Annotated in this window: 20 protein-coding genes; 14 read left to right on the top strand and 6 right to left on the bottom strand. The window is 33.1% G+C overall.

The genetic code is table 11. The features are described from left to right. Positions 1 to 25: 25 nt before the first annotated feature. The 3 genes from HNV10_RS00490 to HNV10_RS00480 all read left to right on the top strand — a co-directional run bounded on the left by HNV10_RS00490 (position 26) and on the right by HNV10_RS00480 (position 4,072). A complete protein-coding gene (locus HNV10_RS00490) occupies positions 26 to 1,594 on the top strand; it encodes a peptide MFS transporter (RefSeq protein WP_173299374.1) in 1,569 nt (522 codons plus the stop codon). 66 nt (positions 1,595 to 1,660) lie between these two features. Beyond that, positions 1,661 to 3,436 carry a peptide MFS transporter gene (locus HNV10_RS00485; RefSeq protein WP_173299373.1) on the top strand — a complete coding sequence of 592 codons (1,776 nt, stop codon included), beginning with the start codon at positions 1,661 to 1,663 and terminating at the stop codon, positions 3,434 to 3,436. Positions 3,437 to 3,520: 84 nt separating this feature from the next. Next, entirely contained in the window at positions 3,521 to 4,072 is a 552-nt protein-coding gene (locus tag HNV10_RS00480) for a thioredoxin family protein (protein WP_173299372.1), read from the top strand. Positions 4,073 to 4,077: 5 nt separating this feature from the next. On the opposite strand, the gene HNV10_RS00475 is transcribed toward HNV10_RS00480, so the two are convergent. The 4 genes from HNV10_RS00475 to surE are packed head-to-tail and all read right to left on the bottom strand — an operon-like array spanning position 4,078 to position 8,581. After that, the gene (locus HNV10_RS00475; RefSeq protein ID WP_173299371.1) at positions 4,078 to 6,108 is read right to left on the bottom strand and encodes a ComEC/Rec2 family competence protein; all 2,031 of its coding nucleotides are present in this window, start codon (positions 6,106 to 6,108) and stop codon (positions 4,078 to 4,080) included. A gap of 32 nt (positions 6,109 to 6,140) precedes the next feature. Further along, positions 6,141 to 6,650, bottom strand: coding sequence for a C40 family peptidase (locus HNV10_RS00470; protein WP_173299370.1), 510 nt, complete (start codon positions 6,648 to 6,650; stop codon positions 6,141 to 6,143). Between the two features lie 18 nt (positions 6,651 to 6,668). Next, entirely contained in the window at positions 6,669 to 7,790 is a 1,122-nt protein-coding gene (lpxB, locus tag HNV10_RS00465; protein ID WP_173299369.1) for a lipid-A-disaccharide synthase, read from the bottom strand. A 17-nt stretch (positions 7,791 to 7,807) separates the two neighbouring features. After that, the gene (gene surE, locus HNV10_RS00460) at positions 7,808 to 8,581 is read right to left on the bottom strand and encodes a 5'/3'-nucleotidase SurE (RefSeq protein WP_173299368.1); all 774 of its coding nucleotides are present in this window, start codon (positions 8,579 to 8,581) and stop codon (positions 7,808 to 7,810) included. 253 nt (positions 8,582 to 8,834) lie between these two features. Here surE and HNV10_RS00455 point away from each other — a divergent pair, with 253 nt between their 5' ends. Then, positions 8,835 to 11,000 carry a carboxy terminal-processing peptidase gene (locus tag HNV10_RS00455; protein WP_173299367.1) on the top strand — a complete coding sequence of 722 codons (2,166 nt, stop codon included), beginning with the start codon at positions 8,835 to 8,837 and terminating at the stop codon, positions 10,998 to 11,000. 5 nt (positions 11,001 to 11,005) lie between these two features. Beyond that, complete coding sequence (locus tag HNV10_RS00450) at positions 11,006 to 12,100, top strand: ABC transporter permease (protein WP_173299366.1); 1,095 nt, start codon at positions 11,006 to 11,008, stop codon at positions 12,098 to 12,100. Here HNV10_RS00450 and yihA read toward each other — a convergent pair. Further along, positions 12,097 to 12,711 (bottom strand): ribosome biogenesis GTP-binding protein YihA/YsxC, encoded by a 615-nt coding sequence (gene yihA, locus HNV10_RS00445; RefSeq protein ID WP_173299365.1) that lies wholly within the window; start codon positions 12,709 to 12,711, stop codon positions 12,097 to 12,099. The two genes, HNV10_RS00450 and yihA, sit on opposite strands and share 4 nt — an antisense overlap. Positions 12,712 to 12,854: 143 nt before the next feature. Next, positions 12,855 to 13,619 carry an alpha/beta fold hydrolase gene (locus HNV10_RS00440; RefSeq protein WP_173299364.1) on the bottom strand — a complete coding sequence of 255 codons (765 nt, stop codon included), beginning with the start codon at positions 13,617 to 13,619 and terminating at the stop codon, positions 12,855 to 12,857. Between the two features lie 286 nt (positions 13,620 to 13,905). Between HNV10_RS00440 and mraZ the strand changes: the two genes are divergently transcribed. The 9 genes from mraZ (at position 13,906) to murG (ending at position 24,534) form a co-directional block, all read left to right on the top strand. Then, positions 13,906 to 14,376 carry a division/cell wall cluster transcriptional repressor MraZ gene (gene mraZ / locus HNV10_RS00435; protein WP_173299363.1) on the top strand — a complete coding sequence of 157 codons (471 nt, stop codon included), beginning with the start codon at positions 13,906 to 13,908 and terminating at the stop codon, positions 14,374 to 14,376. After that, positions 14,363 to 15,259 carry a 16S rRNA (cytosine(1402)-N(4))-methyltransferase RsmH gene (gene rsmH, locus HNV10_RS00430; protein WP_173299362.1) on the top strand — a complete coding sequence of 299 codons (897 nt, stop codon included), beginning with the start codon at positions 14,363 to 14,365 and terminating at the stop codon, positions 15,257 to 15,259. Before mraZ ends, rsmH begins: the two co-directional genes overlap by 14 nt. Before the next feature lie 28 nt (positions 15,260 to 15,287). Beyond that, complete coding sequence (locus HNV10_RS00425) at positions 15,288 to 15,611, top strand: FtsL-like putative cell division protein (RefSeq protein WP_173299361.1); 324 nt, start codon at positions 15,288 to 15,290, stop codon at positions 15,609 to 15,611. 10 nt (positions 15,612 to 15,621) lie between these two features. Beyond that, the gene (locus tag HNV10_RS00420) at positions 15,622 to 17,634 is read left to right on the top strand and encodes a penicillin-binding protein (protein ID WP_173299360.1); all 2,013 of its coding nucleotides are present in this window, start codon (positions 15,622 to 15,624) and stop codon (positions 17,632 to 17,634) included. Next, positions 17,631 to 19,094 (top strand): UDP-N-acetylmuramoyl-L-alanyl-D-glutamate--2,6-diaminopimelate ligase, encoded by a 1,464-nt coding sequence (locus tag HNV10_RS00415; protein WP_173299359.1) that lies wholly within the window; start codon positions 17,631 to 17,633, stop codon positions 19,092 to 19,094. Before HNV10_RS00420 ends, HNV10_RS00415 begins: the two co-directional genes overlap by 4 nt. Before the next feature lie 62 nt (positions 19,095 to 19,156). Continuing rightward, positions 19,157 to 20,398 carry a phospho-N-acetylmuramoyl-pentapeptide-transferase gene (mraY, locus tag HNV10_RS00410; protein WP_173299358.1) on the top strand — a complete coding sequence of 414 codons (1,242 nt, stop codon included), beginning with the start codon at positions 19,157 to 19,159 and terminating at the stop codon, positions 20,396 to 20,398. Between the two features lie 93 nt (positions 20,399 to 20,491). After that, positions 20,492 to 21,889: a UDP-N-acetylmuramoyl-L-alanine--D-glutamate ligase gene (murD, locus tag HNV10_RS00405; protein ID WP_173299357.1), complete on the top strand. Its 1,398-nt coding sequence runs from the start codon at positions 20,492 to 20,494 to the stop codon at positions 21,887 to 21,889. Between the two features lie 172 nt (positions 21,890 to 22,061). Next, positions 22,062 to 23,249, top strand: coding sequence for an FtsW/RodA/SpoVE family cell cycle protein (locus tag HNV10_RS00400; RefSeq protein ID WP_173299356.1), 1,188 nt, complete (start codon positions 22,062 to 22,064; stop codon positions 23,247 to 23,249). Positions 23,250 to 23,433: 184 nt separating this feature from the next. After that, the gene (murG, locus tag HNV10_RS00395) at positions 23,434 to 24,534 is read left to right on the top strand and encodes an undecaprenyldiphospho-muramoylpentapeptide beta-N-acetylglucosaminyltransferase (RefSeq protein ID WP_173299355.1); all 1,101 of its coding nucleotides are present in this window, start codon (positions 23,434 to 23,436) and stop codon (positions 24,532 to 24,534) included. Positions 24,535 to 24,563 lie beyond the last annotated feature (29 nt).

The following is a 24,563-nucleotide window of genomic DNA, read 5'->3' as shown; positions in this document are numbered from 1 at the left end:
AACTATTAACTAACTAATAATTATTATGTCAACTGCAATTAAACAACCGCATCAAAGAGAACTATTTGGACAGCCAATAGGTCTTTATATTTTATTCCTAACAGAAATGTGGGAACGCTTTTCATATTACGGAATGCGAGCACTATTGGTATTGTATATGACAACGGCTACTATTGGTGATGAGAGAGGCGCAGGATTAGGTTGGACAAATAGTGAAGCTTTAGCTCTTTACGGATGGTACACAATGTTGGTATATGTAATGTCTATTCCTGGAGGAATGATTGCAGATAAACTGATTGGACAAAAGAAAGCCGTTTTGTTAGGTGCTATAATTTTGTGTATAGGACATGGTGTATTGGTATTGACAGATATTTGGGCTTTTTACACCGGATTAGGTCTAGTAATCTTAGGAGTTGGTTTATTAAAGCCTAATATTTCTACAATGGTAGGAGGTCTTTATAAAGAAGGAGATATAAGAAGAGATAAAGGATTTAGTATATTTTATATAGGTATTAATTTAGGGTCTCTTTTGGCTACTATGATAGTTGGATTAGTGGTTAAAGAATGGGGCTGGCACGCTGGTTTTGGACTTGCAGGAATTGTGATGCTTTTGGGTTTGATTAATTACATATATGGTCAAAAATATTTAGCTCAAGTAGGAAACTTTGTACCAGCTAAAAAAGATGATCCTAATGAGATTTCTTACGGAAAACTTTATGCAAAGTTATTTAAATCTCCTACGCAACTGATATTTGCGTTAATATTATTAGCAGCCTCAATTTGGGGTTGGTACACTTTAGAATGGGGTTATGGGTTATTATTTATATTTCTAACAGCCGTAGTTGTACTATTGATGATGATTTATAAAGAGTTAGATTCTCAGGTTTTTAAAGATAGGTTTATGGTGTTATTATTATCGTTTATAATGGTAATAGTTTTTTGGGGAGCATTTGAGCAAGCAGGAGGATTAATGAACTTATATACAGAAACAAATACAGATAGAATGTTATTTGGTTGGGAAATACCAACTGTAATGTTTCAAAGTTTAAATGCCGGATTTATAATCATTTTTGCTACTGTTGTTGCATCTTTTTGGGCTAAACGAAAGTTAAAAGGAAAAGAGGCTTCGTCTTTATTTAAAATGGCATTAGGAATTATTATTATGGGCTTTGGTTTTCTATTTATGGTTTTTGCGGCTATGGAATTTGAAAACTCAGGTGCTTCAAGTATGATTTGGTTGGTTTTAGCCTACTTGTTTCACACAATTGGAGAATTATGTTTATCACCTGTTGCCTTGTCGTTTATTACAAAATTAACTCCTGTTAAGTATGCATCTCTAATGATGGGAGTCTATTTTGCTGCTACTGGTTTAGGTAGTAAAGTTGCGGGTATTGTTGGTGAAGCAGCTAGTGATTTTGGTGAGTATACAATATTTCTTGGGATATTAATATTTACAGTCATTGTTGGTACATTATTTATTTTAATATTGAAACCGCTCAAACGTCTAACACATGGGGCTGAGGATAATGAACGTATGATGCACTCTGACGAAACCGAAGGTTTTGAATTAGCAGATCCAGAAATTAATAACTAACATATTTAGCCCTTGCATGATTAAATCATTTGAGGGTTTCTTTTTAACTAACTTAACTTTTTATTTATGAGTAATTCATCGGAAAATTTTTTCGCGACAAAAGTAATGGGACATCCAGCAGGATTGTTTGTTTTGTTTTTTACCGAAATGTGGGAACGCTTTTCATACTATGGTATGCGCGCGATTTTGGTAATTTTTCTAACTGGTGCTGTCACTGGAGACAATCCTGGTTGGGGTTGGGATAAACCTGCTGCGTTATCATTATTAGGTACTTACGCTATGTTGGTTTATCTGACGCCTATTATGGGAGGATGGTTGGCAGATAATAAAATAGGTTATCGCATGGCTGTAGTAATTGGTGCGTTGTTGATGACTTTAGGTCATGCCTCTATGGCTATAGAAACGCCTACGTTTTTATATATTGGAATCGCTTTTTTAATTTTAGGAAATGGATTTTTTAAACCTAATATGACTTCAATTATTTCTAAAATGTATGAAGGCCATGATGAGAAAAAGGATGGTGCTTATAATATTTTTTATATGGGAGTAAATGCTGGCGCATTTTTAGGAATTATGCTTTGTGGGTGGCTAGGTGAAAATGTTGGTTGGAGTTATGGTTTTGGACTAGCAGGAATATTTATGTTTTTAGGTATGGTGCAGTTTTACTATGCGCAGCCTCTTTTTGGAGATGTTGGGTCTAAGCCAAAAAACGAAAACAAAGACATGATTGACACACTAGTAGAGGATATAGATTCTACAAAAGAAAAGATAAGTGATAAATTAAATCATTTCTTATCAATTGATTACATTCTAATAGGTGTTTTTATTATTTCTGCTCTAATTTTTATTATTAATGATCCTCTAAGTAAGATTGGCCATATTGATACTTTTAATTTTACGGTAGCAGGTATGACTGACTCCTTATTTTTTGCATTACTTGCGGCTATTACATTTATTGTAATTCTTATAGTTAGGATACCGCGTTACGAGAAAATTGTAAGAGATAGGATGATAGCTTTTACTATTTTCTGCATATTTACAATATTCTTTTGGGCTGCTTTTGAGCAAGCAGCAGGTTCGTTGCCTATTTTTACAAGAGATTTTACAGATAGGGTTTTAGAAGGAAATGCAGCTTGGGTGTTTAAGATAATAGATTTAATTGTAACGGTTGTTCCAATAGGAATAATAACTTACGTATTGATTAGTTTGTTCAAAGAAACATTTAAAAGAATTAGCTTGTCTAATATTGTATTAGCTATAAGTTTTATTTTAATTTGGGCTTTAGTTATATACAAGCTTTATATTAATTTTAGTACCGAAGCTAAGGAAGTAGAAATAACTTGGTTCGCTATTCTTAACTCATTATTCATTATTGTTTTTGCTCCATTATTTACAAAATGGTGGGATAGTAAATATAATCCTCCAGCGTCAGTTAAATATGGTTTAGGGCTTATAATCATGGCAATTGGTTTTGGACTATTAGCTTTTGCAACGAGAAATATTCCTCTAGGTGCAGAAACAGCAAAATTAAGTATGATATGGTTAGTCTTGGCTTACTTATTTCATACATTGGGAGAGCTGTGTTTATCTCCAATGGGATTGTCTTATTTAAGTAAATTAGTGCCTGCTAGGATGGTGGCATTTATGTTTGGTGTATATTATTTAGCTATTGCAATCGGAAACAAAATGGCGCATTATATTGGTGGAGATATAGAAAAAATATCGCGAGAAGATGGATTGTCCTATTTCTTCTTAATTTTTACAATAGTTCCTATTGTTTTAGGGTTAATTTCTTTTGCTTTACATCCATTATTAAAACGACTAATGCACGGCGTTCGTTAAACAGAAACCGTTAAAAATATCAAAAATGCTCCTTTTTAGGAGCATTTTTTGTAAGTTCGGCTCATTATTTGCAACAAATCTAGTATGATAAAAAAAATAACTTTAGGACTAATAGCAATTTTTGCTTTTTCAATAACAGCAATAGCACAAGACATTAATTGGGTAACTATGGAAGAAGCATTAGAGCTTCAGAAGAAGGAACCTAAAAAGATTTTTATGGATGTTTATACCAATTGGTGTGGACCTTGTAAAATGTTAGACAAAAATACGTTTCAAAAAGAAGATGTAGCAGCTTACATTAATGAGCATTACTATGCTGTAAAGTTTAATGCAGAAGGTAACGAAGAGATTACATATAAAGATAATACCTATGCAAATCCAAATTACGATGCATCAAAAGCGAATAGAAGAAATAGTGTACATGAATTTTCTAGGTTTTTACAGATAAAAGCGTATCCTACCATGGTGTTTTTTGATGAAGAAGGTAATGTCATTGCACCAATTCAAGGCTATCTAAAACCACAGCAGTTAGAATTATACTTAAAAGTTTTTGAAACTGATAAGTATAAGGAGATGACAACACAAGAGCAATTTAGCGAATATGTAAAATCATTTGAAGCTGAGTTTGAAGAATAAAATAATTATTTAATAATAAATGCTCCCTTTTCCCTAGTTTGATGGAAAGGGATTTTTTTATGCTCACAAGTAGCCTTCCAACGTTTTAGATAAGATTTGTAATTACTGGCATCAGCAATGATTTGTTGTGGTTTTAAACTATCTATTAGTCTATTTAAATTAAGTCTTGGAGAATTTCGTAATAAGATATAGTTGGGCTTAAATGTAATTCCCTTATAAACCGCTAGGCTATCAATGGTCAAAATAGTTTTATCTTTATATTGATAAATGGATTGTAAACTATCACTGACTAATACATCTATGAATTTTCCAACTTTATAATTTTTTATAGCATGATTTGATTCGAGATGAATAGAATCTAAATTATGAAACACGGTTAATACTTCATTTTTTTTTATTCCAATCATAGAAAAACGATTCTTATTGAAAACAATGAATTCGTCATTCTGAGTTTGATATTTATTATAAAAGTAAACCCCTTGAAGTGTAAGTATGGCAACTAGACTTGCCGCTATCCATGTAAAACTTTGAGTTTTATAAACTTGTACAATAGCAATAATTATAATATAAGTAATAAGAACTTGGGTTAATGTAAACGGAATATCTCTAAATAAAAAGTCTTCAAATTGTGCTACCCAAGCAATAAAATTGTTTAAATTTTTAATGATATAGCTATAAACAGAAACAATAGGTCGTGGCAGAAAACCAATTAAAGCGAGTGCAATAATCACTAATCCAAAACCTAGAATTACGCCTAAAAATGGAATCACCACAATATTAGAAATGAAAAACAAGCCCGGAAATTGATGGAAATAGAACAAGCTAATAGGCACAACACCTGCTTGTGCGGCTAAGGTTACAGTAAAAATCTGCCATAATTTATCTAGAATTATATATTTAGGTTTCCATATTCTATAAATAATGGGTTGTACACTAACAATACCTAAAACAGCTAAATAACTCATCTGGAAGCCTACAGAAAATAAAAAAGTAGGTTTAAATAATAAAATCACAAAAGCAGAAAGTGTTAAGGTGTTGTAAATATTAGTAGGTCGCTTTAGGTGCATGGCAATACTAATAATACTAAACATAGTAACAGCTCGTGTTACAGAAGGAGATAATCCTGCAATTATTGCAAAACTCCAAAGGATTGTAACTAAAATTAAAGGTCTTAAAAAATGACCATATTTTAAATAGAGTAGTGGTCTGAAAATAAAATTAAGAATCCATAAAATAATACCAATATGTAAACCTGAAATGGCTAAAATGTGGATTGTACCAGAATTCACATAATTGTTATAGATTGTTTTATCAATGGTTTGGCGTTGTCCAAGTAAAAGGGCGTTAATAATACTAAGCTCATCACCTTTAAAACCAGCTTCAATTAGTTTAAGATTTATCCTGGTTCTCAAAGCATCAGCATAACCAGAAAGTGTAGTCTTAGCATTTGAAAGCTGTAAGATATGATTCGGTTTTAAATATAACTGTTGATAAACCTGTTGTAATTCTAAATATTGACTGTAATCAAATTGATAAGGGTTAAGTGGTTTTTGAATCTCTGTAAGTGCTGCGGATGTATAGAAAACATCATCTAAATTCAATTTTTCTTTGAGACTATCGCGTTTTACATTAATCAACAAATGACCTGTTGCTTTTGCATTATTCATTGACGTTATGGCAACAATATATTTGTCGTTATAAGCATCGGGTTTTAAACGTTCTTCAATTTTTAAAATATAAGAATTGTAATTTTTAGATGTTTCTAAGTTAGTATAATGTTGTGGGTGTAAAGTTTCGTCTTGAAGTTGGTAAGAGACAATTCCAACACCAACCATAGAAAAAAAGGCTAGAATTCCAAAAAGTGGTGAACGATATATTTTAGATTTTAAGAGAAATGAATAAATACCAACTACGGAAACGAGAACTAAAGTAGAATATAAAACGATATATAAATTTAGCTTTAAGTAGTGAGCTAAAATAATTCCGATGACCAAGCAAAAGGTCAGCTTTATAAAGGTAAAATTTAGTAACTTCATGATAATGAGTTACTAATATAATAAAAAAGGGTTTACAAAACGCGTCTGGCTTGCACAAAAGAGAAATACCAATACTTTTCTGCTAGCGACGATATCATAACACCTCTACTGCTAGAGGCATGTATAAATTCTACATTTCCGGTTCTTACGCTTGTAACAATGCCAACGTGATTTACTTTACGGCTATTCTTTTTTGTAGCAAAAAACACCAAGTCACCAACATTAACTTCTTTTACATCTATCCAATCTCCTGTGCTTTTTAATCCAGATGTAGTTCTAGGTAAGATGACATTATGTTTTTTGTAACTTGTAAAAATTAAGCCGGAACAATCCATACCTTTTTTTGTAGTTCCACCATATTTATAACGCGTACCGTCAAAAGTTTTGGCATATTTCACAATTGATTCAGCTTCTTTAGACGCTTTTTCTGTCGTTTTTACTTTAACGTTGTGGGTTTGTCTTTTTTTACTAGAAGCTGTTTTTTTTGATTTGCAGCTAGTTGCAATTAAAAGTAGTAATATTAAAGGTAATAGTCTCTTCATTTATAATAATGATTCTTTTTAGTCTTCAGCTGTTTTCACAGCATCATAAATCAACTTAGCGGTATTTTCACTAGCACCTTGTCCTCCAAGTTTTTTTTCTAATTCATAATAATTTAAGAATAGTTGGTCTCTTTTTTCGGTATTTAAAATGGCATTTAGTTCTTTTTTAAGTCGTTTTTTGTTTAAGTCGCCCTGAATTAATTCCGTTACAACTTCCTTATCCATAATTAAGTTTACCAAAGAAATATATTTTAATGTAATTATTCGTTTTGCAATTTGATAAGAAATAGAGCTAGCCTTATAACACACAACTTGCGGAACTTTAAATAATGCTGTTTCTAAAGTTGCGGTGCCAGAAGTGACTAAGGCAGCTGATGAAATACTGAGTAAATCATAAGTTTTATTGGATATAAACTTAATATTAGTTTTCTTTATAAAGGTTTTGTAAAATTCAAAATCCTGACTAGGTGCACCTGCAATAACAAACTGATAATCTTTAAAATCATCTACCAAACTCAGCATAACACCAAGCATTTTTGTAATTTCTTGTTTGCGACTTCCAGGAAGTAAAGCAATAATAGGTTGGTCGCTAAGATTATGCTCTTTTCTAAAGCTTTGTTCATCAACTTGAGGTCTATCTGCAATGGCATCAATTAAAGGGTGACCAACAAAATTAACATCATAATCATACTTTTTGTAAAACTCCTTTTCAAAAGGAAGAATGCAATACATGGCATCTATATCTCGTTTTATATTTTCAACTCTACTGGCTCTAGAGGCCCAAACTTGAGGGGAAATGTAATAATGAGTTTTATAATTTAGTGCTTTTGCCCATTTTGCGATTCTAAGATTAAATCCGGAATTGTCAATAAAAATTATAACATCAGGTTTAAACTTTTCAATATCAGTTTTGCAAAATTTCATGTGTCCTAAAACTTTTCTAAGATTTAGAATCACTTCCGCAAAACCCATAAATTGACGTTCCTTGTAATGCATTACCATTTCGCCTCCAACGCTTTGCATAAGGTCGCCTCCCCAAAATCTTATGTCAGCTTGTTTGTCTTGTTTAAACAATGCTTTCATAAGGTTAGAACCATGTAAATCGCCTGAAGCTTCTCCAGAAATGATATAATATTTCATGTGGTTTTAAGTCTTTTTTACGGATTCAGTTTCCAAGTATTCAGTTTCTGAATGGTGTGATGAGCCGTTAAGTCAAAATGTACTGGTACAACTGAAACATATCCATGTTTTAAAGCCCATTCATCTGTGTCCTCTCCTTGGTCCATATTTACAAATTTTCCTGTTAACCAGTAGTAATCGCGTCCCATTGGGTTGGTGCGTTTGTCAAATTCTTCTTTCCAATTGGCTTTAGCTTGTCGGCAGATTTTAATTCCTTTTATGGCTTTTTTTTCTAGATTCGGCAGATTAACATTTAAAACAACACCATCTGGTAAGCCATGTTCTAAAACTTGTCTTGTTATCGTTTCAATAAAAGATGTGCAATGCTCAAAATTTGCATTCCAATTGTAATCTAAAAGTGAAAATCCAATGGCTGGTATGCCTTCAATGCCAGCTTCTAAGGCTGCACTCATTGTGCCAGAATAAATAACGTTTATAGAAGAATTTGAACCATGATTAATGCCAGAAACACAAATATCTGGTCGTCTTTCTAAAATTTCATTTACAGCTAGTTTTACACAATCTGCTGGTGTGCCAGAACAACTATATTCTGGTTGTTTGCCGTCAATTGTTACTTTTTCCATGTGTAAAGTAGAATTGATGGTAATGGCATGTCCCATGGCGCTTTGTGGACTGTCTGGAGCAACCACAACAACATCGCCTATGGTGTTCATAACAGAAATTAAGGTTCTAATTCCTGGAGCTGTGATACCATCATCATTAGTCACTAAAATTAGAGGGCGTTTTGGCATATGGTAGTTTATTTAAATGAATTGTAAAAATAATAAAAAAGGGTTTGTTATGTTTGTATTTGTTGGTTTAACAAAAAATTAGTGTCATGTTTTTTTATGGCACGGTTTTTTCTTCTATTTTAGTGAAAAATTGAAAACCTATTAAAGGTTAATAAAAAAATAAAAATGGATTGAGCCATATTGTTGTTTTCAACTAAAGAATGAAAAAGGATGGCATACACATTTTTACCTACAAATAAATAAAAAAGAAAAAATGAGAGGGAATTATAAGTTTTTACTACTAGCATTATTAATTGCATTTGCTTCATGTAGTTTTACAAGTAAAAAGTTTGAGGATCCAGACAAGGATAAATTATTAATTCAGTTAATAACGTATCTTTTAGATCAAGGTCATTTTGACCCAAAAGATATAAATGATGATTTTTCATCTAATGTTTTCGAATCTTATTTAGATAATATAGATCCGTTTAAACGTTATTTTTATGCTTCTGATATAAAAGAATTTGAAGCATATAAAAATAAAATTGATGATGAAATTTTGGCTTATGATTTGTCTTTTTTCAATCTAACGCATAACCGTTTATTACAACGTATAGCTGAGTCAAAGGTGATTTATACTAAGATTCTAGAGAAGCCATTTGATTTTTCGGTAGATGAAGATTATTCAGCGGATTACGAGAAACTGACCTATGTTAATAGTAAGAAAGAGATGAATGAGCGTTGGAGACTTCAACTTAAATTTTCTACCATTGCTAATTATGACGATGGAATTGCACAATTAGATTTAGATTCTAAAGCATCTACAGATTCTGAAGAAAAATCGGTTAATAAAAAGGCCAAGGTTAAAAAATCAAATAAAGAATTAGAATCTGATGCAAGAGAAGCAACTAAAAAATCATTAGATGAACTATATGATTATATAGAAGATAGAAGACGCGAAGATTGGTTTTCTGTATATATCAATGCCATAGTAGAAGAGTTTGATCCACACACTTTTTATTTTGCACCAGAAGATAAAGAGCGTTTTGATAGAGATATTTCTGGAAAATTTGAAGGTATTGGAGCAAGACTACAGAAGAAAGTCGATGGCATTATGGTTAACGAAATTATTAGTGGTGGACCTGCATGGAGAGCTAATGAATTAGAAGTTGGTGATCAAATTCTTAAAGTGAAACAAGAAGATGAAGAAGAAGCACTAAACGTTGTAGGTATGCGCTTAGATGATGCTATTAAGTTTATAAAAGGACCAAAAGGAACTGTAGTAACTTTAACATTGAAAAAGGTAGATGGAACCATACAAGATATTTCAATTAAAAGAGATATAGTTGAGCTTGAAGAAACTTATGCCAAATCTTCTATTGTTGAAAAGGATGGAAAGAAATTTGGACTCATTAATCTTCCAAAGTTTTATATCAATTTTGAAGACTATAACAAACGTAATGCAGCTTCAGATATTAAACAAGAAATTATAAGATTAAAACAAGAAGGTGTTGAAGGACTTGTAATGGACTTACGAAATAATGGAGGCGGTTCTTTACAAACTGTGGTAGATATTGCAGGTTTGTTTATTGAAGAAGGGCCTGTTGTGCAAGTAAGAGAAACCGGAAGTGCTAAAGAAGTATTAAGAGATAAAGATAAATCTATTGTTTGGGATGGTCCTTTAGTAATTTTAGTTAACGAACTATCTGCTTCAGCTTCAGAAATTTTAGCTGCAGCAATGCAAGATTATAAACGAGGAATTATTATTGGAAGTAAGCAAACTTATGGTAAAGGAACGGTACAAACTGTTTTCGATTTAAACCGTATGGTAAGAAATAATACCAATGGAGATATGGGAGCACTTAAATTTACTACTCAAAAATTCTATAGAATTAATGGTGGTTCTACACAGTTAGAAGGTGTTAAGAGTGATGTGGTTGTTCCAGACCGTTATAGCTATATTGATATAGGAGAAAAGGATCAAGATAACCCGTTACCTTGGGATAAAATTGATGCAGCTGATTACAAAGAATGGCAAAATTATTTTGATTATGAAGCTACTATAAATAAAAGTAAAGCTCGTATGGCAGCAAATGAGCAACTAAAACTGATTGATGCTAATGCACAATGGGTTAAAAAAATTAGAGATAGAGAAACATATTCTTTAAATTATGAAGAATACAAAAAGGAAATGCAAATTAATGAGGAAGAAGCAAAGCGGTTCTCTAAGCTTTCTGAGTATAAAACGGACTTAACATTTAATTCTTTACCCTACGAATTAAAGTTAATGGATAAAGACACTATATTAAAAGAGAAACGTGACAGATGGCATTTAAGTTTAGCAAAAGATGTTTATGTAGAGGAAGCAATAAATGTTTTGCACGATTTAAAAGTGTCTTACGGAATTAAAAGCACTATGATTAATTCTGTACAGGATTAGTAATAATGAGTTATCAGAATAATTCACTAACAAAATTGGCGCTTCAAAAGTTTAAAAAGAACTTTTGGGGCGTTTTCAGTTTGGGAATTATTGTTTGTATCGGACTCATTTCAATATTCGCCTATTTGTTTGCGCCAGATGCTTCAAAAAATGCAAATCAAATGCATTTGTCAATTCATTCTAAATCACCTGGTTTCGATGTGCAAATGCTAACTATTCCTTCTGGAATTGAATCAAATCAAAATTTCTTCTCAAAATTATTCTTCGGAAAAAACAATACAGATACCGAAATTCCTATTCAGTCTTATGAAGTAAATAATAACATATTATCATATACTGAATATGCTTCAGATGGCCTAAAAGGTTTAGAAAAACAAATTGACTTATCACGTTTCCCAAATTCAAATTATAAAAATTATATAGAGCTTAGAAGTTTTGAGTTTGGTACAGATAAATACGGAAGAGATTATTTAAGTCGTGTGTTAATAGGTTCTAGAATTTCATTTTTTATTGGTTTTGTAGCTGTTTTTATTTCATTAATCGTCGGACTTTTATTTGGAAGCTTAGCTGGTTATTATGGTGGAAAAGTAGATGCCTTTATTATGTGGATAATTAATATTACATGGTCAATTCCTACTCTATTATTAGTTATTGCTATCACCTTGGCATTAGGAAAAGGCTTTTGGCAAGTATTTATAGCAGTCGGTTTAACTATGTGGGTAGAAGTTGCAAGAGTAGTACGTGGACAAATTATCAGCGCCAAAGAAATGCAATACGTAACGGCAGCAAGAGCTTTAGGTTATAATGACTACAGAATAATCACAAAACACATATTGCCTAATATTTTTGGACCTTTGATTGTGATTTCTGCGGCTAACTTTGCCGCTGCGATATTAATAGAAAGCGGCTTGAGTTTTTTAGGGATCGGAGCACAACCACCAATGGCAAGTTGGGGAGCAATGATAAAAGATCACTACAATTATATTATTTTAGGTAAACCGTATTTAGCCTTAATCCCAGGGTTTTGTATTATGTTGCTGGTAATGGCTTTTATGTTGGTTGGTAATGCGTTAAGAGATGCTTTGGATGTTAAGACTTAATTAGATTTAAGTTGTTCAATCTCATCATTAGTGCTTCCAATAAATTCTAAAACGTCTTCTTGTCCAATGCCTTTAGAAGAAGAGGTAATAAAATGAGGCGGTAATTCTTCCCAAGTTTTAAGTAACATTTCACAGTAATCCTCCACGTGTTTTTCAATGGCTTTAGGTTTCAATTTATCTGCTTTGGTGAAAATAATAGCAAACGGAATCCCACTTTCTCCCAAATATTGCATAAACTCTAAATCTATAGGCTGAGGTTTATGTCTAATGTCAACCAAAACAAATGCAGAAACCAATTGTTGACGTTGCTCAAAATAATTAGTAATAAATTTCTGAAATTTCTTCTTAGAAGATTTAGAAACACGTGCATAACCGTAACCAGGTAAATCTACTAAGTACCAATTTTTATTGATTAAAAAATGGTTAATGAGTTGTGTTTTTCCTGGTCGTCCAGAGGTTTTAGCTAAACTTTTTCGGTCAGTAAGCATGTTAATTAATGAAGATTTTCCAACATTACTTCGACCAATAAAGGCGTATTCTGGTAGTTGGTTTTTAGGACACTTTTCTACTTCAGAATTACTAACTACAAATTCAGCTGATTTAATTTTCATAGTACTTCCTGCGAAAACAGGAATCTTTTTAGGTTATACTTTAAGGTAATTTTGTTTTACGTAATAAAGTGCGAATTTATTTTATTAGGCTTTTTTTTTCTACAACAGTGTTTCTTTCCTCTTGGAAAGGATTAAGGATGGGCTTAGAACTTTCTTTTTTCCAACCATCCATTCAAAATAGTATTAAACTCTTCGGGATGTTCCATCATAGCTGCATGGCCACATTTGTCAATCCAATACAAATCCGAATCTGGCAATAATTCATTAAACTCTTCAGCAACTTCAGGAGGTGTAACACTATCATTCTTACCCCAAATAATGCAAATTGGCGTAGTCATATTAGGTAAGTCCTTAGCCATATTGTGTCTAATTGCGCTTTTTGCAATCGCTAAAGTTTTTATCAGTTTATTGCGGTCATTTACCGTTTCATACACTTCGTCAACAATTTCTTTGGTAGCAACAGCTGGATCATAAAAAACATCTTGTGCTTTTTTCTTAATCACCTCGTAGTCACTACGTTTGGTATAGCCTCCACCCATAGCACTTTCATAAAGTCCTGAGCTTCCTGTAATAATAAGTGCTTTAACTTTTTCGGGATTTAGTTTTGTGTAGTATAAGCCTATATGTCCACCTAAAGAATTTCCTAATAAAATAACTTTATCAAGATCTTTATATTCAATGAAATCTTTGAGGTATTTAGCAAAACTTTTAACGTTAGTTTTTATCAAAGACATGGTGTAAATCGGTAGTTCCGGAATGATAACCTTATAGCCTTGAGTACTAAAGTGTTTAGTAACAGCATCAAAATTACTGAGTCCACCCATCAATCCATGTAAAACAATAATTGGTGTGCCTTCTCCTACTTCAATATATCTATAATCCTTTTCTTTTTTTAAAAGGTGTGCCATGTACAAATTCGTCCTTAGGTATTAAAAACAAATATAACTAAATCCTTTAGAATATAAATATAATGGGAAAAATATCGAAATAATTTGTCTGGAGAATTTTGGGGTAGAAGTTGTTAATAATTCCCACTTCTCGATTCTTTGGTTAAAAGTGGAATTTATTGGTGTTAAAATAAATGGAAATCATTTTAGTCAAAAACTTATCAACAAATGTGGTAGAATGTGGTAAAAAGTGGTGATTTTTTCAATATATTTGAATCTTAATCGTTAAAGTGGTAAACGAAACCTTTTGAATTCATTTATAGGAACATACGAATGTAAAGCTGATGCCAAAGGAAGGCTAATGATACCTGCTGTGCTTAAAAAGCAGTTGTCGTCGGCCTTGCAAGATGGTTTTGTTTTAAAACGTGCCGTTTTTCAGCCGTGTTTAGAATTGTATCCAATGTCTGAATGGAACAAAATGATGGAGAAGATTAACAAGCTAAACCGCTTTAAGAAAAAGAACAATGATTTTATCAGACGCTTTACAGCTGGTGTTAAAATTGTTGAGGTAGATAGTACAGGGCGATTATTAATTCCGAAAGATTTAATCATTTTTTCCGGAATTAGTAAGCAAGTGGTTTTGGCTTCTGCTGTGAATATTCTTGAAATTTGGGATAAAGATAAATACGAACAAGCAATTGATGATGCGGCTTCAGATTTTGCTGATTTAGCCGAAGAGGTAATGGGACAAGACGATGAAGAAAATGGATTATCATAATGCAGTTTTACTTAAAGAAACCGTAGATGGTTTAGCAATTAAGCCAGATGGTGTTTATGTGGATGTTACGTTTGGTGGTGGAGGCCATAGTCGTGAAATCTTATCGCGTTTAGGGCCAAACGGAAAATTATACGCTTTTGACCAAGATAAAGATGCACTAGAAAACACAATTGATGATGACCGTTTTGTGCTGATCAATGAAAATTTTAGATACATCAAACGATTTTTAAGGTTTTATGGTGTAAAAGAGGTAGATGGTGTTTTAGCTGATTTTGGCGTGTCATCACATCAATTTGATGTTGCAGAACGTGGTTTTTCAACAAGATTTGAGGCGGATTTAGATATGCGAATGAATCAAGATAATCAACTTTCCGCTTTTGAAGTCATTAATGAGTATGAAGAAGAACAAATAAAAGCAGTGCTTTTACAATATGGTGAATTAAGGCAAGCGCCTGCTATGGCGAGAGTAATTGTTGGAGCTAGAAAAGAAGAAGAGATTAAAACCAGTGAACAGTTAAAAACGGTTTTAAAGAAATTTCTAAATCATCAGAAAGAGAATAAAGTCTTGGCTCAAATTTATCAAGCGATAAGAATTGAGGTAAATCAAGAAATTGAAGTATTAAAAGAATTATTGCTTCAAATGCCAGAAATCTTAAAGCCAGATGGTCGCTTAAGTTTTATATCCTATCATTCTTTAGAAGATAGATTGGTGAAACGATTCATTAGAAACGGGCTTTTTGAAGGCGAGCCAGAACGCGATGTTTTTGGGAATTTTGAAGTGCCTTTAAAAAAGGTTGGCGGATTAATAATTCCTTCAAAAGAAGAAATAAAAATAAATAATAGAGCAAGAAGTGCTAAGCTTCGAATTGCGAAAAAATTATAAAAGTTTCCTGCCTTTGTAGGAAGTAAAAATGAGAAAAAATATTTATCACATACTAAGAGGGAAATTTCTAATCAGTGATGATTCGTTTAAAAATTGGCGTATCATCATTTTAATTTCTGTCTTAGCTATAATAATGATTGCTAGTTCTCATAAGGCGGACCAGAAGGTTTATGAAATTGCAAAATTAACCAATGAGGTAAAAGAATTACGCTCTGCATTTGTAGATAAAAGAGGGAAGCTAATGCAGCTTAAAAAAGAATCTTTTGTAGAGGTAGAAATGAAAGCAAAAGGAATTGGGATTTCCTTAAACCCACCAACAAAAATAATAGTAAAATCGCAACAAGAGCAATAATAAACAGGCTTTGGCAATAACAGAGAAAAACATATTACACAGATTATATTTCGTGGCAGGCTGCTTGCTTGTGTTCGCGATTGCTGTGGTGTTTAAACTTGTGAATATTCAATTTGTTCAGGGCGATGAATATAGAGCACTTGCGGAGAAAAGAACTCTAGAAGATTTTGATATTCCTGCAAATCGAGGTAATGTATATTCTGCGGACGGCAGTTTGTTGGCAACATCTATTCCTAAATACGATATTAGAATTGATGCCATCCAAGCAAAGTCAGCTACTTTCGAAAAGTATATTGGTGCTTTGGCAGATTCGCTTCATGTTTATAAAGGAAAACCTGCTTCATATTATAAAAACATCATTCGCAAAGCACGAAAAAACAAAAACAGATATTTCCTTTTAGCTCGAAACATTAGCTATTCAGATTATATAAGAATGCGAAATTTTCCACTATTAAATCTCGGAGCAATTAAAGGGGGTTTAATTGTTGAGCAAACTACTAGGCGAGAGCATCCAATGGGAGGAGTTGCGTCGCGTTCTATTGGTTATGAGCGATTTGACGAAGATGGAAATGTAACTAGAGCAGGCATAGATGGCGCTTTTGGTGTAAAATATTTAAGAGGGACAAACGGAAAGCGTCGCAAACAAAAAATAGGAAATGGACAATGGAAACCTATTGCAGATTACGACCAAGTGGAGCCAAAAGATGGTTATGATGTGTACACTACTATAGATGTTAACATTCAAGATATTGCACACCATTCGTTGTTGAAGCAATTAGAATTATACGAAGCTGAACATGGTTGTGTTGTTGTTATGGATGTGAAAACTGGCGAAGTTAAAGCCATTGCTAACTTGGCTAAAACCTCAAAAGGCACCTATTACGAAAAACGAAATTACGCCGTTTACGAAGCTCATGAGCCTGGTTCTACCTTCAAGGTTATGGCGATGATGGCAGCTTTAGAAGATAAAGTTATTGATACGTCAACAGTTGTAGATACTAAAAATGGTAGAAAGAAATTTTACGGTCGTTATATTACCGATTCTGGTATTGGGTTTGGTGAAATTTCTGCAGCGCGTGCTTTAGAGGTGTCTTCTAATATTGGTTTGGCAACAATTATAGATGATAATTATGCTAAACAGCCACAAAAATTTATTGACCATTTGAAGGGTTGGAAACTTAATGATTCTCTTAATATTTCAATAATGGGAGAAGGTATTCCAGATATTCCAGAACCAGGAGCGACAAACTGGAGTAGAAACGCATTGCCTTCTATTGCTTATGGCTATAATTTAACAATTACACCTTTGCAAACTTTAACGTTTTATAACGCGATTGCAAATGATGGCGAAATGATAAAGCCTCGTTTTATTAAATCGGTAAAGTCTTTTGATAAGGATATTGAAGTTTTTGAAAAAGAAGTTATTATCGATAAAATATGTTCAGATAAAACCTTGTCTGAGGTTCAAGATATATTGAAGAACGTAGTTATTCGTGGTACAGGAAAACGCATGTATTCCGAAACGTTTTCTATGGCTGGTAAAACCGGAACAGCGAGAACGGATTATGCGGATTTAGAAAAATGGTATAAAGACAAAAAATATGTGTCTTCTTTTGCTGGCTATTTTCCTGCAGATAACCCAAAGTACTCTTGTATTGTAGTGATACATAAACCAAGTACAAAAGTAGGGTATTATGGAGCCGATGTTTCAGGTCCTGTTTTTAAAAGAATTGCTCAAAAAATTTATACAGATACACCAATTATAGATGAAGTTGAAACTCTTAATTTCAATAATAACTTGGTTAATGAAGATTTTGAAAGTTATTATGATAACGCTCAAAAATACAAGGAACTAATGCCAAGCGTAGTTGGTATGCCAGCTATGGATGCTATTGCGTTGTTAGAAAATTTACAAGTACATGTACGTGTAAAACTAACAGGAAGTGGCATTGTAAAGAAGCAGTCTGTAGAGAAACATCAGAAATTAAAGTCTAATCAAACTATCATTTTAGAAGCATCATGATGGTATTAAAAGACATATTATACAAGGTTACAATAAACGCAGTGGTTGGTAGTACAAGCATTACGGTTAGTAAAATTGAATTCGATTCGCGTCTAATAAAAACTAATGATGTTTTTGTGGCTATTTCTGGGACAATTACAGACGGTCATAATTATATAGAGAAAGCGATTAAAGATGGTGCAACGGCCATTATTTGTGAAGCGTTACCAGAACATCTTCAAGATGACATCACATATATAGAAGTAGCAAATTCTAATCAGGCGATGGCTTTTATGGCTAATAATTTCTATGGTCAACCGTCTGAGAATTTAAAACTGGTTGGTGTTACAGGAACCAATGGAAAGACAACGGTGTCAAGTTTACTGTATCAGCTATTTAAAAAAGCAGGTTATAAAGTTGGCTTATTGTCTACTGTGAAAATTATGGTGGATAATACCATGTATAAGGCAACGCATACCACACCAGATTCTTTAACTATTAATAAATATTTGAAGATGATGAATGATGAAGGTGTAGAATTTTGCTTCATGGAAGTGAGTTCACATGGTATTCATCAAAGCAGAACCGAAGGCTTAAAATTTGAAGGCGGAATTTTTACAAACCTCTCTCACGACCATTTAGATTATCACGAAACGTTTGCTGAATACAGAGATGTTAAGAAAAAGTTCTTTGACCAATTGCCAAAAGAGGCATTTGCATTGTCTAACATCGATGATAAAAATGGCTTGTTCATGTTTCAAAACACGCTGGCCAAGAAATACACTTACGCTTTAAAGAATTACGCGGATTTTAGAGCGCAGATTTTAGAAAATGAATTTAGTGGTTTGTTATTAAAGTTGAATGATAACGAATTATGGACACGCTTAATAGGAAGTTTTAACGCTTACAATATTCTGGCAATTTACGGAACAGCCGAGTTATTGGGCTTAGAAAAAGATGAGATTTTAAGATTGATTAGTGAGCTTGAAAACGTAGCAGGACGCTTTCAATATTTTATTTCAGACGAAAAAATTACTGCCATTGTAGATTATGCACACACACCAGATGCTCTGAAAAACGTATTGCAAACCATTAACGATATCAGAACTAAAAACGAAGAATTAATTACGGTTGTAGGTTGTGGAGGCGATAGAGATAAAACCAAACGTCCAAAAATGGCGCATATCGCTTCAGCGTTGAGTACAAAAGCCATTTTTACTAGTGATAATCCACGTAGCGAAGTGCCAGAAACGATTATTGAAGATATGGAAAAAGGCGTAGAGCCTCAAAATTTTAAAAAGACATTGTCTATAACCAATAGAAAGCAAGCGATTAAAACAGCTTGCCAAATGGCAGGACCAAAAGATATTATTCTAATTGCCGGAAAAGGCCATGAGAATTACCAGGAAATTAAAGGCGAACGCTTTGATTTTGATGATTATAAAATCGTTCAAGACTATTTAAAACAATTACAGAAATAGTATTTCCTGCAAGGTTTCAAAAACCTTGTAGGTATTAAAAATAAAATAAACAACAACTAATAATGCTGTATTACTTATTCGAATATTTAGAGCAACAGTTTCAATTACCAGGAGCTTCACTTTTTGGGTTTATAACCTTTAGAGCGGCTGTGGCAATTATATTGTCGTTGTTGATTTCTACAATTTTTGGTAAACGAATTATTCGTTTTTTACAAAGGCAACAAGTAGGAGAGACGATTAGAGACTTAGGATTAGAAGGGCAAGTTGAAAAAGCAGGTACACCAACAATGGGTGGAATCATTATTATCCTAGCAACTTTAGTTCCTGTGTTATTATTAGCAAAACTAGAGAACATATACATTATCCTTTTAATTGTAACTACACTTTGGATGGGAACCATTGGGTTCATTGATGATTATATCAAGAAATTCAAAAACGATAAAGAGGGTTTAAAAGGGAAATTTAAAGTGCTTGGGCAAGTTGGGTTAGGTCTTATAGTCGGATTAACCTTGTATTTTCATCAAGATGTAACATTAAAGGAAAAGTTGCCAATTGCTCAACAAAATGAATTACGAGCAGAGAATCCTAATGTACAAGCCACTAAGTTGTTTAAAGCCGAGGAGAAGTCCACAAAAACAACGATTCCATTTTTAAAAGATAATGAGTTTGATTACTCCGATTTAATCACATGGATAAGTCCAAGCTTAGAAAAATACACATGGATTGTATTTATAATAGTCAGCATTTTTATAATAACAGCAGTTTCAAATGGCGCGAATTTAACAGATGGAATTGATGGACTCGCAGCAGGAACTTCAGCTATAATTGTATTGACGTTAGGGATTTTTGCTTGGGTATCTAGTAACATCGTTTTTTCGGGTTACTTAGATATTATGTATATCCCAAGAGCTGAAGAAATCACAATATATATAGCTGCCTTTGTTGGTGCATTAGTTGGTTTTCTTTGGTATAACACGTATCCAGCACAAGTGTTTATGGGAGATACTGGTAGTTTAACTATTGGTGGAATCATCGCAGTAATTGCCATTGCAGTACGTAAGGAATGGTTAATTCCTATTCTGTGCGGCATATTTCTAGCTGAAAATTTATCTGTGGTTATGCAAGTAAGTTATTTCAAATACACGAGAAAGAAATTTGGAGAAGGACGACGCATTTTTAAAATGTCGCCTTTACATCATCATTATCAAAAATCAGGTTATCACGAAAGTAAGATAGTAACACGATTTTGGATTGTAGGAATCTTGTTAGCGATTATAACGATAGTAACATTGAAAATTAGATAGATGAGTTTGTCATTCCTTCGTAGGCAGGAATCCACAATAAGAGTAGAATAAAAGTAGATTCCTGCCTTCGCAGGAATGACAAAAAGGAAAGTAATGAACGAAGCAACAAATAACCAGCAGAGTAAGAAGTCCTTCCCTTCTGGGGAAGGATTTAAGAAGGGGCTTCGATTAGTAATACTTGGCGGAGGAGAAAGTGGTGTGGGAACAGCGCTTTTAGGAAAAGCAAAAGGGTATGAGGTTTTTGTATCAGACAAAGGAAAAATTAAAGACAAGTACAAAGACGTTCTTTTAAATAATGAGATTGAATTTGAAGATGAACAACATACAGAATCAAAAATTCTGAATGCAGACATCATCATGAAAAGTCCTGGTATTCCAGATAAAGTGGCTTTGATAAAACAGATTCGAGAAGCGGGAATAACAGTGGTTTCAGAAATTGAATTTGCTTCAAAATTTACAGAAGCAACATTGGTTGCAATTACAGGAAGTAACGGTAAAACCACAACGGCAACGCTAACGCATCACTTGTTACATCAAGATTTAGATGTGGGTTTAGCTGGTAATATAGGTGACAGTTTCGCGAAGCAAATTTTAGAAAAAAATCATGATAATTATGTTTTGGAGATTAGTAGTTTTCAACTGGATGATATCATCAATTTTAAACCAAAAATTGCGATTCTAACGAATATCACGCCAGACCATCTAGATAGATACGATTACAAGTTTGAAAACTATATCGCTTCAAAATTTAGAGTGGTAGAGAATCAAACAGAAGAGGATTATTTCATTTACGATGCAGATGATGAAGTGATTTTAGAGTATATGAAATCACATCAAATTCAATCAAAAAAACTGCCTTTTTCATTAACTAAGGTTATGGAACAAGGCGCATATTTAGACAACAACAATATAATAATAACAATAGATAATAATAAAATCACTATGCCAACAAAAAATTTAGCATTAGAAGGAAAACACAACGTGAAGAATGCGATGGCAGCTTCTACTGTTGCGCATTTACTTAAAATTAGAAAACAAACTATTCGTGAAAGTTTAGAGAACTTTCAAGGTGTAGAGCATCGATTAGAAAATGTTTTAAAAATAAACAAAGTGCAATACATAAACGATTCTAAGGCAACCAATGTTAATGCTACTTATTTTGCTCTAGAAAGTATGGATGCACCTACAGTTTGGATTGTTGGAGGTGTGGATAAAGGCAACGATTATAAAGAGTTGTTTCCGTTTGTAAATGAAAAAGTAAAAGCAATTATCTGCCTAGGAGTTGATAATGCAAAACTTATGGATGCATTTGGGAAAATGGTAGATGTTATTATTGAAACTGAATATATGAATGAAGCTGTAAAAATAGCATACAAATTGGCTAATGCTGGCGATAATGTATTGTTGTCACCTGCTTGTGCAAGTTTCGATTTATTCGAAAATTACGAAGACAGAGGACGTCAATTTAAGAATGCGGTTAGAAATTTATAAAAAGCCCATCTTACTCTTCCCGAAGGGGAAGAAACTGTTGAGGCATACTGTAACTTAAGGAGCAATACAAAATGTGTTGCAAAAAAAAATGAAAGCGTAGATAAAAGTATCTAAATAACTAATTAAATTTTCCCCTTATGGGGAAATGTCTGGAAGACAAAGGGGCTGTTATATGCAAAACATATTCAAACAAATAAAAGGAGATAAGGCCATTTGGGCTATAGTCGCGTTGTTGGCTATATTCTCGTTTATGCCTGTTTATAGTGCTGCAAGTAACTTAGCTAATGCTGGGCATACTAATACATTTTCCTTGTTGGTAAAGCACTTTATGCATTTGTTATTGGGCTTTGTTATTATGTTTGGGGTACACAAAGTGCCTTATAAATATTTCCGTGGCTTGTCTATGGTAATGATTCCTATTGTGTTTGTTTTGTTGCTGATAACAATGCTTCAAGGCACTACTATCGATGGTGCAAATGCAAGTCGTTGGATTCAGATTCCTATAGTCAATATGTCTTTTCAAACATCAACATTGGCCTCAGTGGTATTAATGGTTTATGTGGCAAGATATTTGTCTAAAATAAGAGACAAAGAAATAAAGTTTCAGGAAACTATTTTACCTCTTTGGACACCAATCTTTCTGATTCTAATTTTAATACTTCCTGCTAACTTTTCAACAACAGCCATCATATTTACAATGATTATGATGTTGGCATTTATTGGTGGTTATCCATTAAAGTATTTGGCGTTAATGATAATATCTGGTGTTGCAGCTTTGGCCATTTTTATCTTAGTTGCAAAAGCATTCCCAGACGCTATGCCAAATAGAGTAGATACATGGATGAGTAGAATTGAAAATTTTACAAATGGAGAAGATACGGAAGCGGATTACCAAATTGAAAAAGCTAAGATTGCTATTGCAACAGGAATTACGCCATTAGGACCAGGGAAAAGCATACAAAAGAACTTTTTACCACAATCGTCTTCAGATTTTATTTTCGCCATAATTATTGAAGAATACGGTTTGTTTGGTGGCATATTTATTCTGTTTTTATATATGTGGTTGTTATTTAGAATTGTGGTGGTTAGCCATAAATCAGATACTATTTTCGGAAAATTATTAGTGCTAGGTGTTGGGTTGCCAATTGTATTTCAGGCCTTAATAAATATGGCAGTTGCTGTGGAGTTATTCCCAGTTACTGGTCAGACATTACCGTTAATTAGTAGTGGTGGAACATCAATTTGGATGACCTGTATGGCAATAGGTATTATTCTTAGTGTAAGTGCTAAACGTGAAGAATTAAAAGAACAAGAAGATGCAGAAGATAATCCGTTGGCTATTTTGAGTGAAGCAATTTAGACAGAGGCAAAAAAGAAAAGAGATTAGAACATAGAAACAAGAACAAAGATTAAAAGGATAGAAAGAAGATATCAGTTAAAACTGATTTTGAAGTGAGTGATTGTCCTCTTAAGGGGACTTTAGGGGTGTTTTAATAATTAAACATTTTTATAGAAAACGATTAAAAATAAAAGGAAAATAAAATTTGAAGTCATATAAATTCATATTATCAGGAGGTGGAACAGGAGGACATATTTATCCTGCGGTTGCTATTGCAGACGAGTTAAAGTCGCGCTATCCTAATGCTGAGTTTCTTTTTGTTGGTGCTTCAGATAGAATGGAAATGGATAAGGTGCCTCAAGCTGGTTATAAAATTGAAGGCTTATGGATTTCTGGAATTCAACGAAAATTAACGTTAAAGAATTTAGCCTTTCCATTTAAATTGATTTCAAGTCTTTTGAAATCTCGAAAAATCATAAAGACATTCAAGCCAGATGCTGTAATCGGAACTGGTGGTTTTGCAAGTGGTCCATTATTGTACGTAGCTTCTTCAAAAGGGATTCCGAGTTTAATTCAGGAGCAGAATTCATTTCCTGGAATAACAAATAAGTTACTTGGAAAAAAAGTGAATACTATTTGTGTAGCTTATGATGGTTTAGAACGATTTTTTCCGAAGGAGAAAGTAAAGCTCACAGGAAACCCGATTCGAAAGGATTTATTAAAAGTAAAAAATAAACAGATAGAAGGTAAAGATGCCTTTACGTTAAAGCATAATAAAAAAACACTTTTGGTATTAGGTGGAAGTTTAGGCGCAAGACGTATCAATCAATTAATTGAAGCTAATATTGAGTTTTTTGAAACGCAAGATATCCAAGTGATATGGCAATGCGGAAAACTGTATTACGATCAGTATAAGCAATACAATGATTTAGATAGAGTGCAAGTACATGCGTTTTTAAATCAAATGGATTTGGCTTATGCAGCTGCAGATGTTATAATTTCTAGAGCAGGAGCAATTTCGGTTTCAGAATTATGCATTGTTGGTAAACCGGTAATTTTTATTCCGTCGCCAAATGTTGCGGAAGATCATCAAACTAAAAATGCAAAATCCGTTGCAGATAAAAACGCAGCGATTTTAATACGAGAAAAAGATTTAGATGCTGATTTTCAAAATGAATTTTCAACATTGATTTCAAACGAAGAAAAACAAAAAGAATTAAGTAAAAATATAGAAGCCTTAGCGCTAATTAATGCCACAAATGATATTGTGGATGAGGTCGAAAAACTTTTAAAAAGCCCATCTTAATCTTCCCAAAGGGAAGAAACAGAGACGCA

It is taken from the genome of Winogradskyella litoriviva (genome assembly GCF_013249065.1).
In the GTDB taxonomy this organism is placed as follows: Bacteria; Bacteroidota; Bacteroidia; order Flavobacteriales; family Flavobacteriaceae; genus Winogradskyella; species Winogradskyella litoriviva.
This window is presented reverse-complemented; position numbering and strand designations above follow the sequence as displayed.

Coding starts and splice junctions, on each gene's coding strand:
- HNV10_RS00490 (WP_173299374.1), top strand. CDS start 26: ATGTCAACTGCAATTAAACAACCGCATCAAAGAGAACTATTTGGACAG.
- HNV10_RS00485 (WP_173299373.1), top strand. CDS start 1,661: ATGAGTAATTCATCGGAAAATTTTTTCGCGACAAAAGTAATGGGACAT.
- HNV10_RS00480 (WP_173299372.1), top strand. CDS start 3,521: ATGATAAAAAAAATAACTTTAGGACTAATAGCAATTTTTGCTTTTTCA.
- HNV10_RS00475 (WP_173299371.1), bottom strand. CDS start 6,108: ATGAAGTTACTAAATTTTACCTTTATAAAGCTGACCTTTTGCTTGGTC.
- HNV10_RS00470 (WP_173299370.1), bottom strand. CDS start 6,650: ATGAAGAGACTATTACCTTTAATATTACTACTTTTAATTGCAACTAGC.
- lpxB (WP_173299369.1), bottom strand. CDS start 7,790: ATGAAATATTATATCATTTCTGGAGAAGCTTCAGGCGATTTACATGGT.
- surE (WP_173299368.1), bottom strand. CDS start 8,581: ATGCCAAAACGCCCTCTAATTTTAGTGACTAATGATGATGGTATCACA.
- HNV10_RS00455 (WP_173299367.1), top strand. CDS start 8,835: ATGAGAGGGAATTATAAGTTTTTACTACTAGCATTATTAATTGCATTT.
- HNV10_RS00450 (WP_173299366.1), top strand. CDS start 11,006: ATGAGTTATCAGAATAATTCACTAACAAAATTGGCGCTTCAAAAGTTT.
- yihA (WP_173299365.1), bottom strand. CDS start 12,711: ATGAAAATTAAATCAGCTGAATTTGTAGTTAGTAATTCTGAAGTAGAA.
- HNV10_RS00440 (WP_173299364.1), bottom strand. CDS start 13,619: ATGGCACACCTTTTAAAAAAAGAAAAGGATTATAGATATATTGAAGTA.
- rsmH (WP_173299362.1), top strand. CDS start 14,363: ATGGATTATCATAATGCAGTTTTACTTAAAGAAACCGTAGATGGTTTA.
- HNV10_RS00425 (WP_173299361.1), top strand. CDS start 15,288: ATGAGAAAAAATATTTATCACATACTAAGAGGGAAATTTCTAATCAGT.
- HNV10_RS00415 (WP_173299359.1), top strand. CDS start 17,631: ATGATGGTATTAAAAGACATATTATACAAGGTTACAATAAACGCAGTG.
- mraY (WP_173299358.1), top strand. CDS start 19,157: ATGCTGTATTACTTATTCGAATATTTAGAGCAACAGTTTCAATTACCA.
- murD (WP_173299357.1), top strand. CDS start 20,492: ATGAACGAAGCAACAAATAACCAGCAGAGTAAGAAGTCCTTCCCTTCT.
- HNV10_RS00400 (WP_173299356.1), top strand. CDS start 22,062: ATGCAAAACATATTCAAACAAATAAAAGGAGATAAGGCCATTTGGGCT.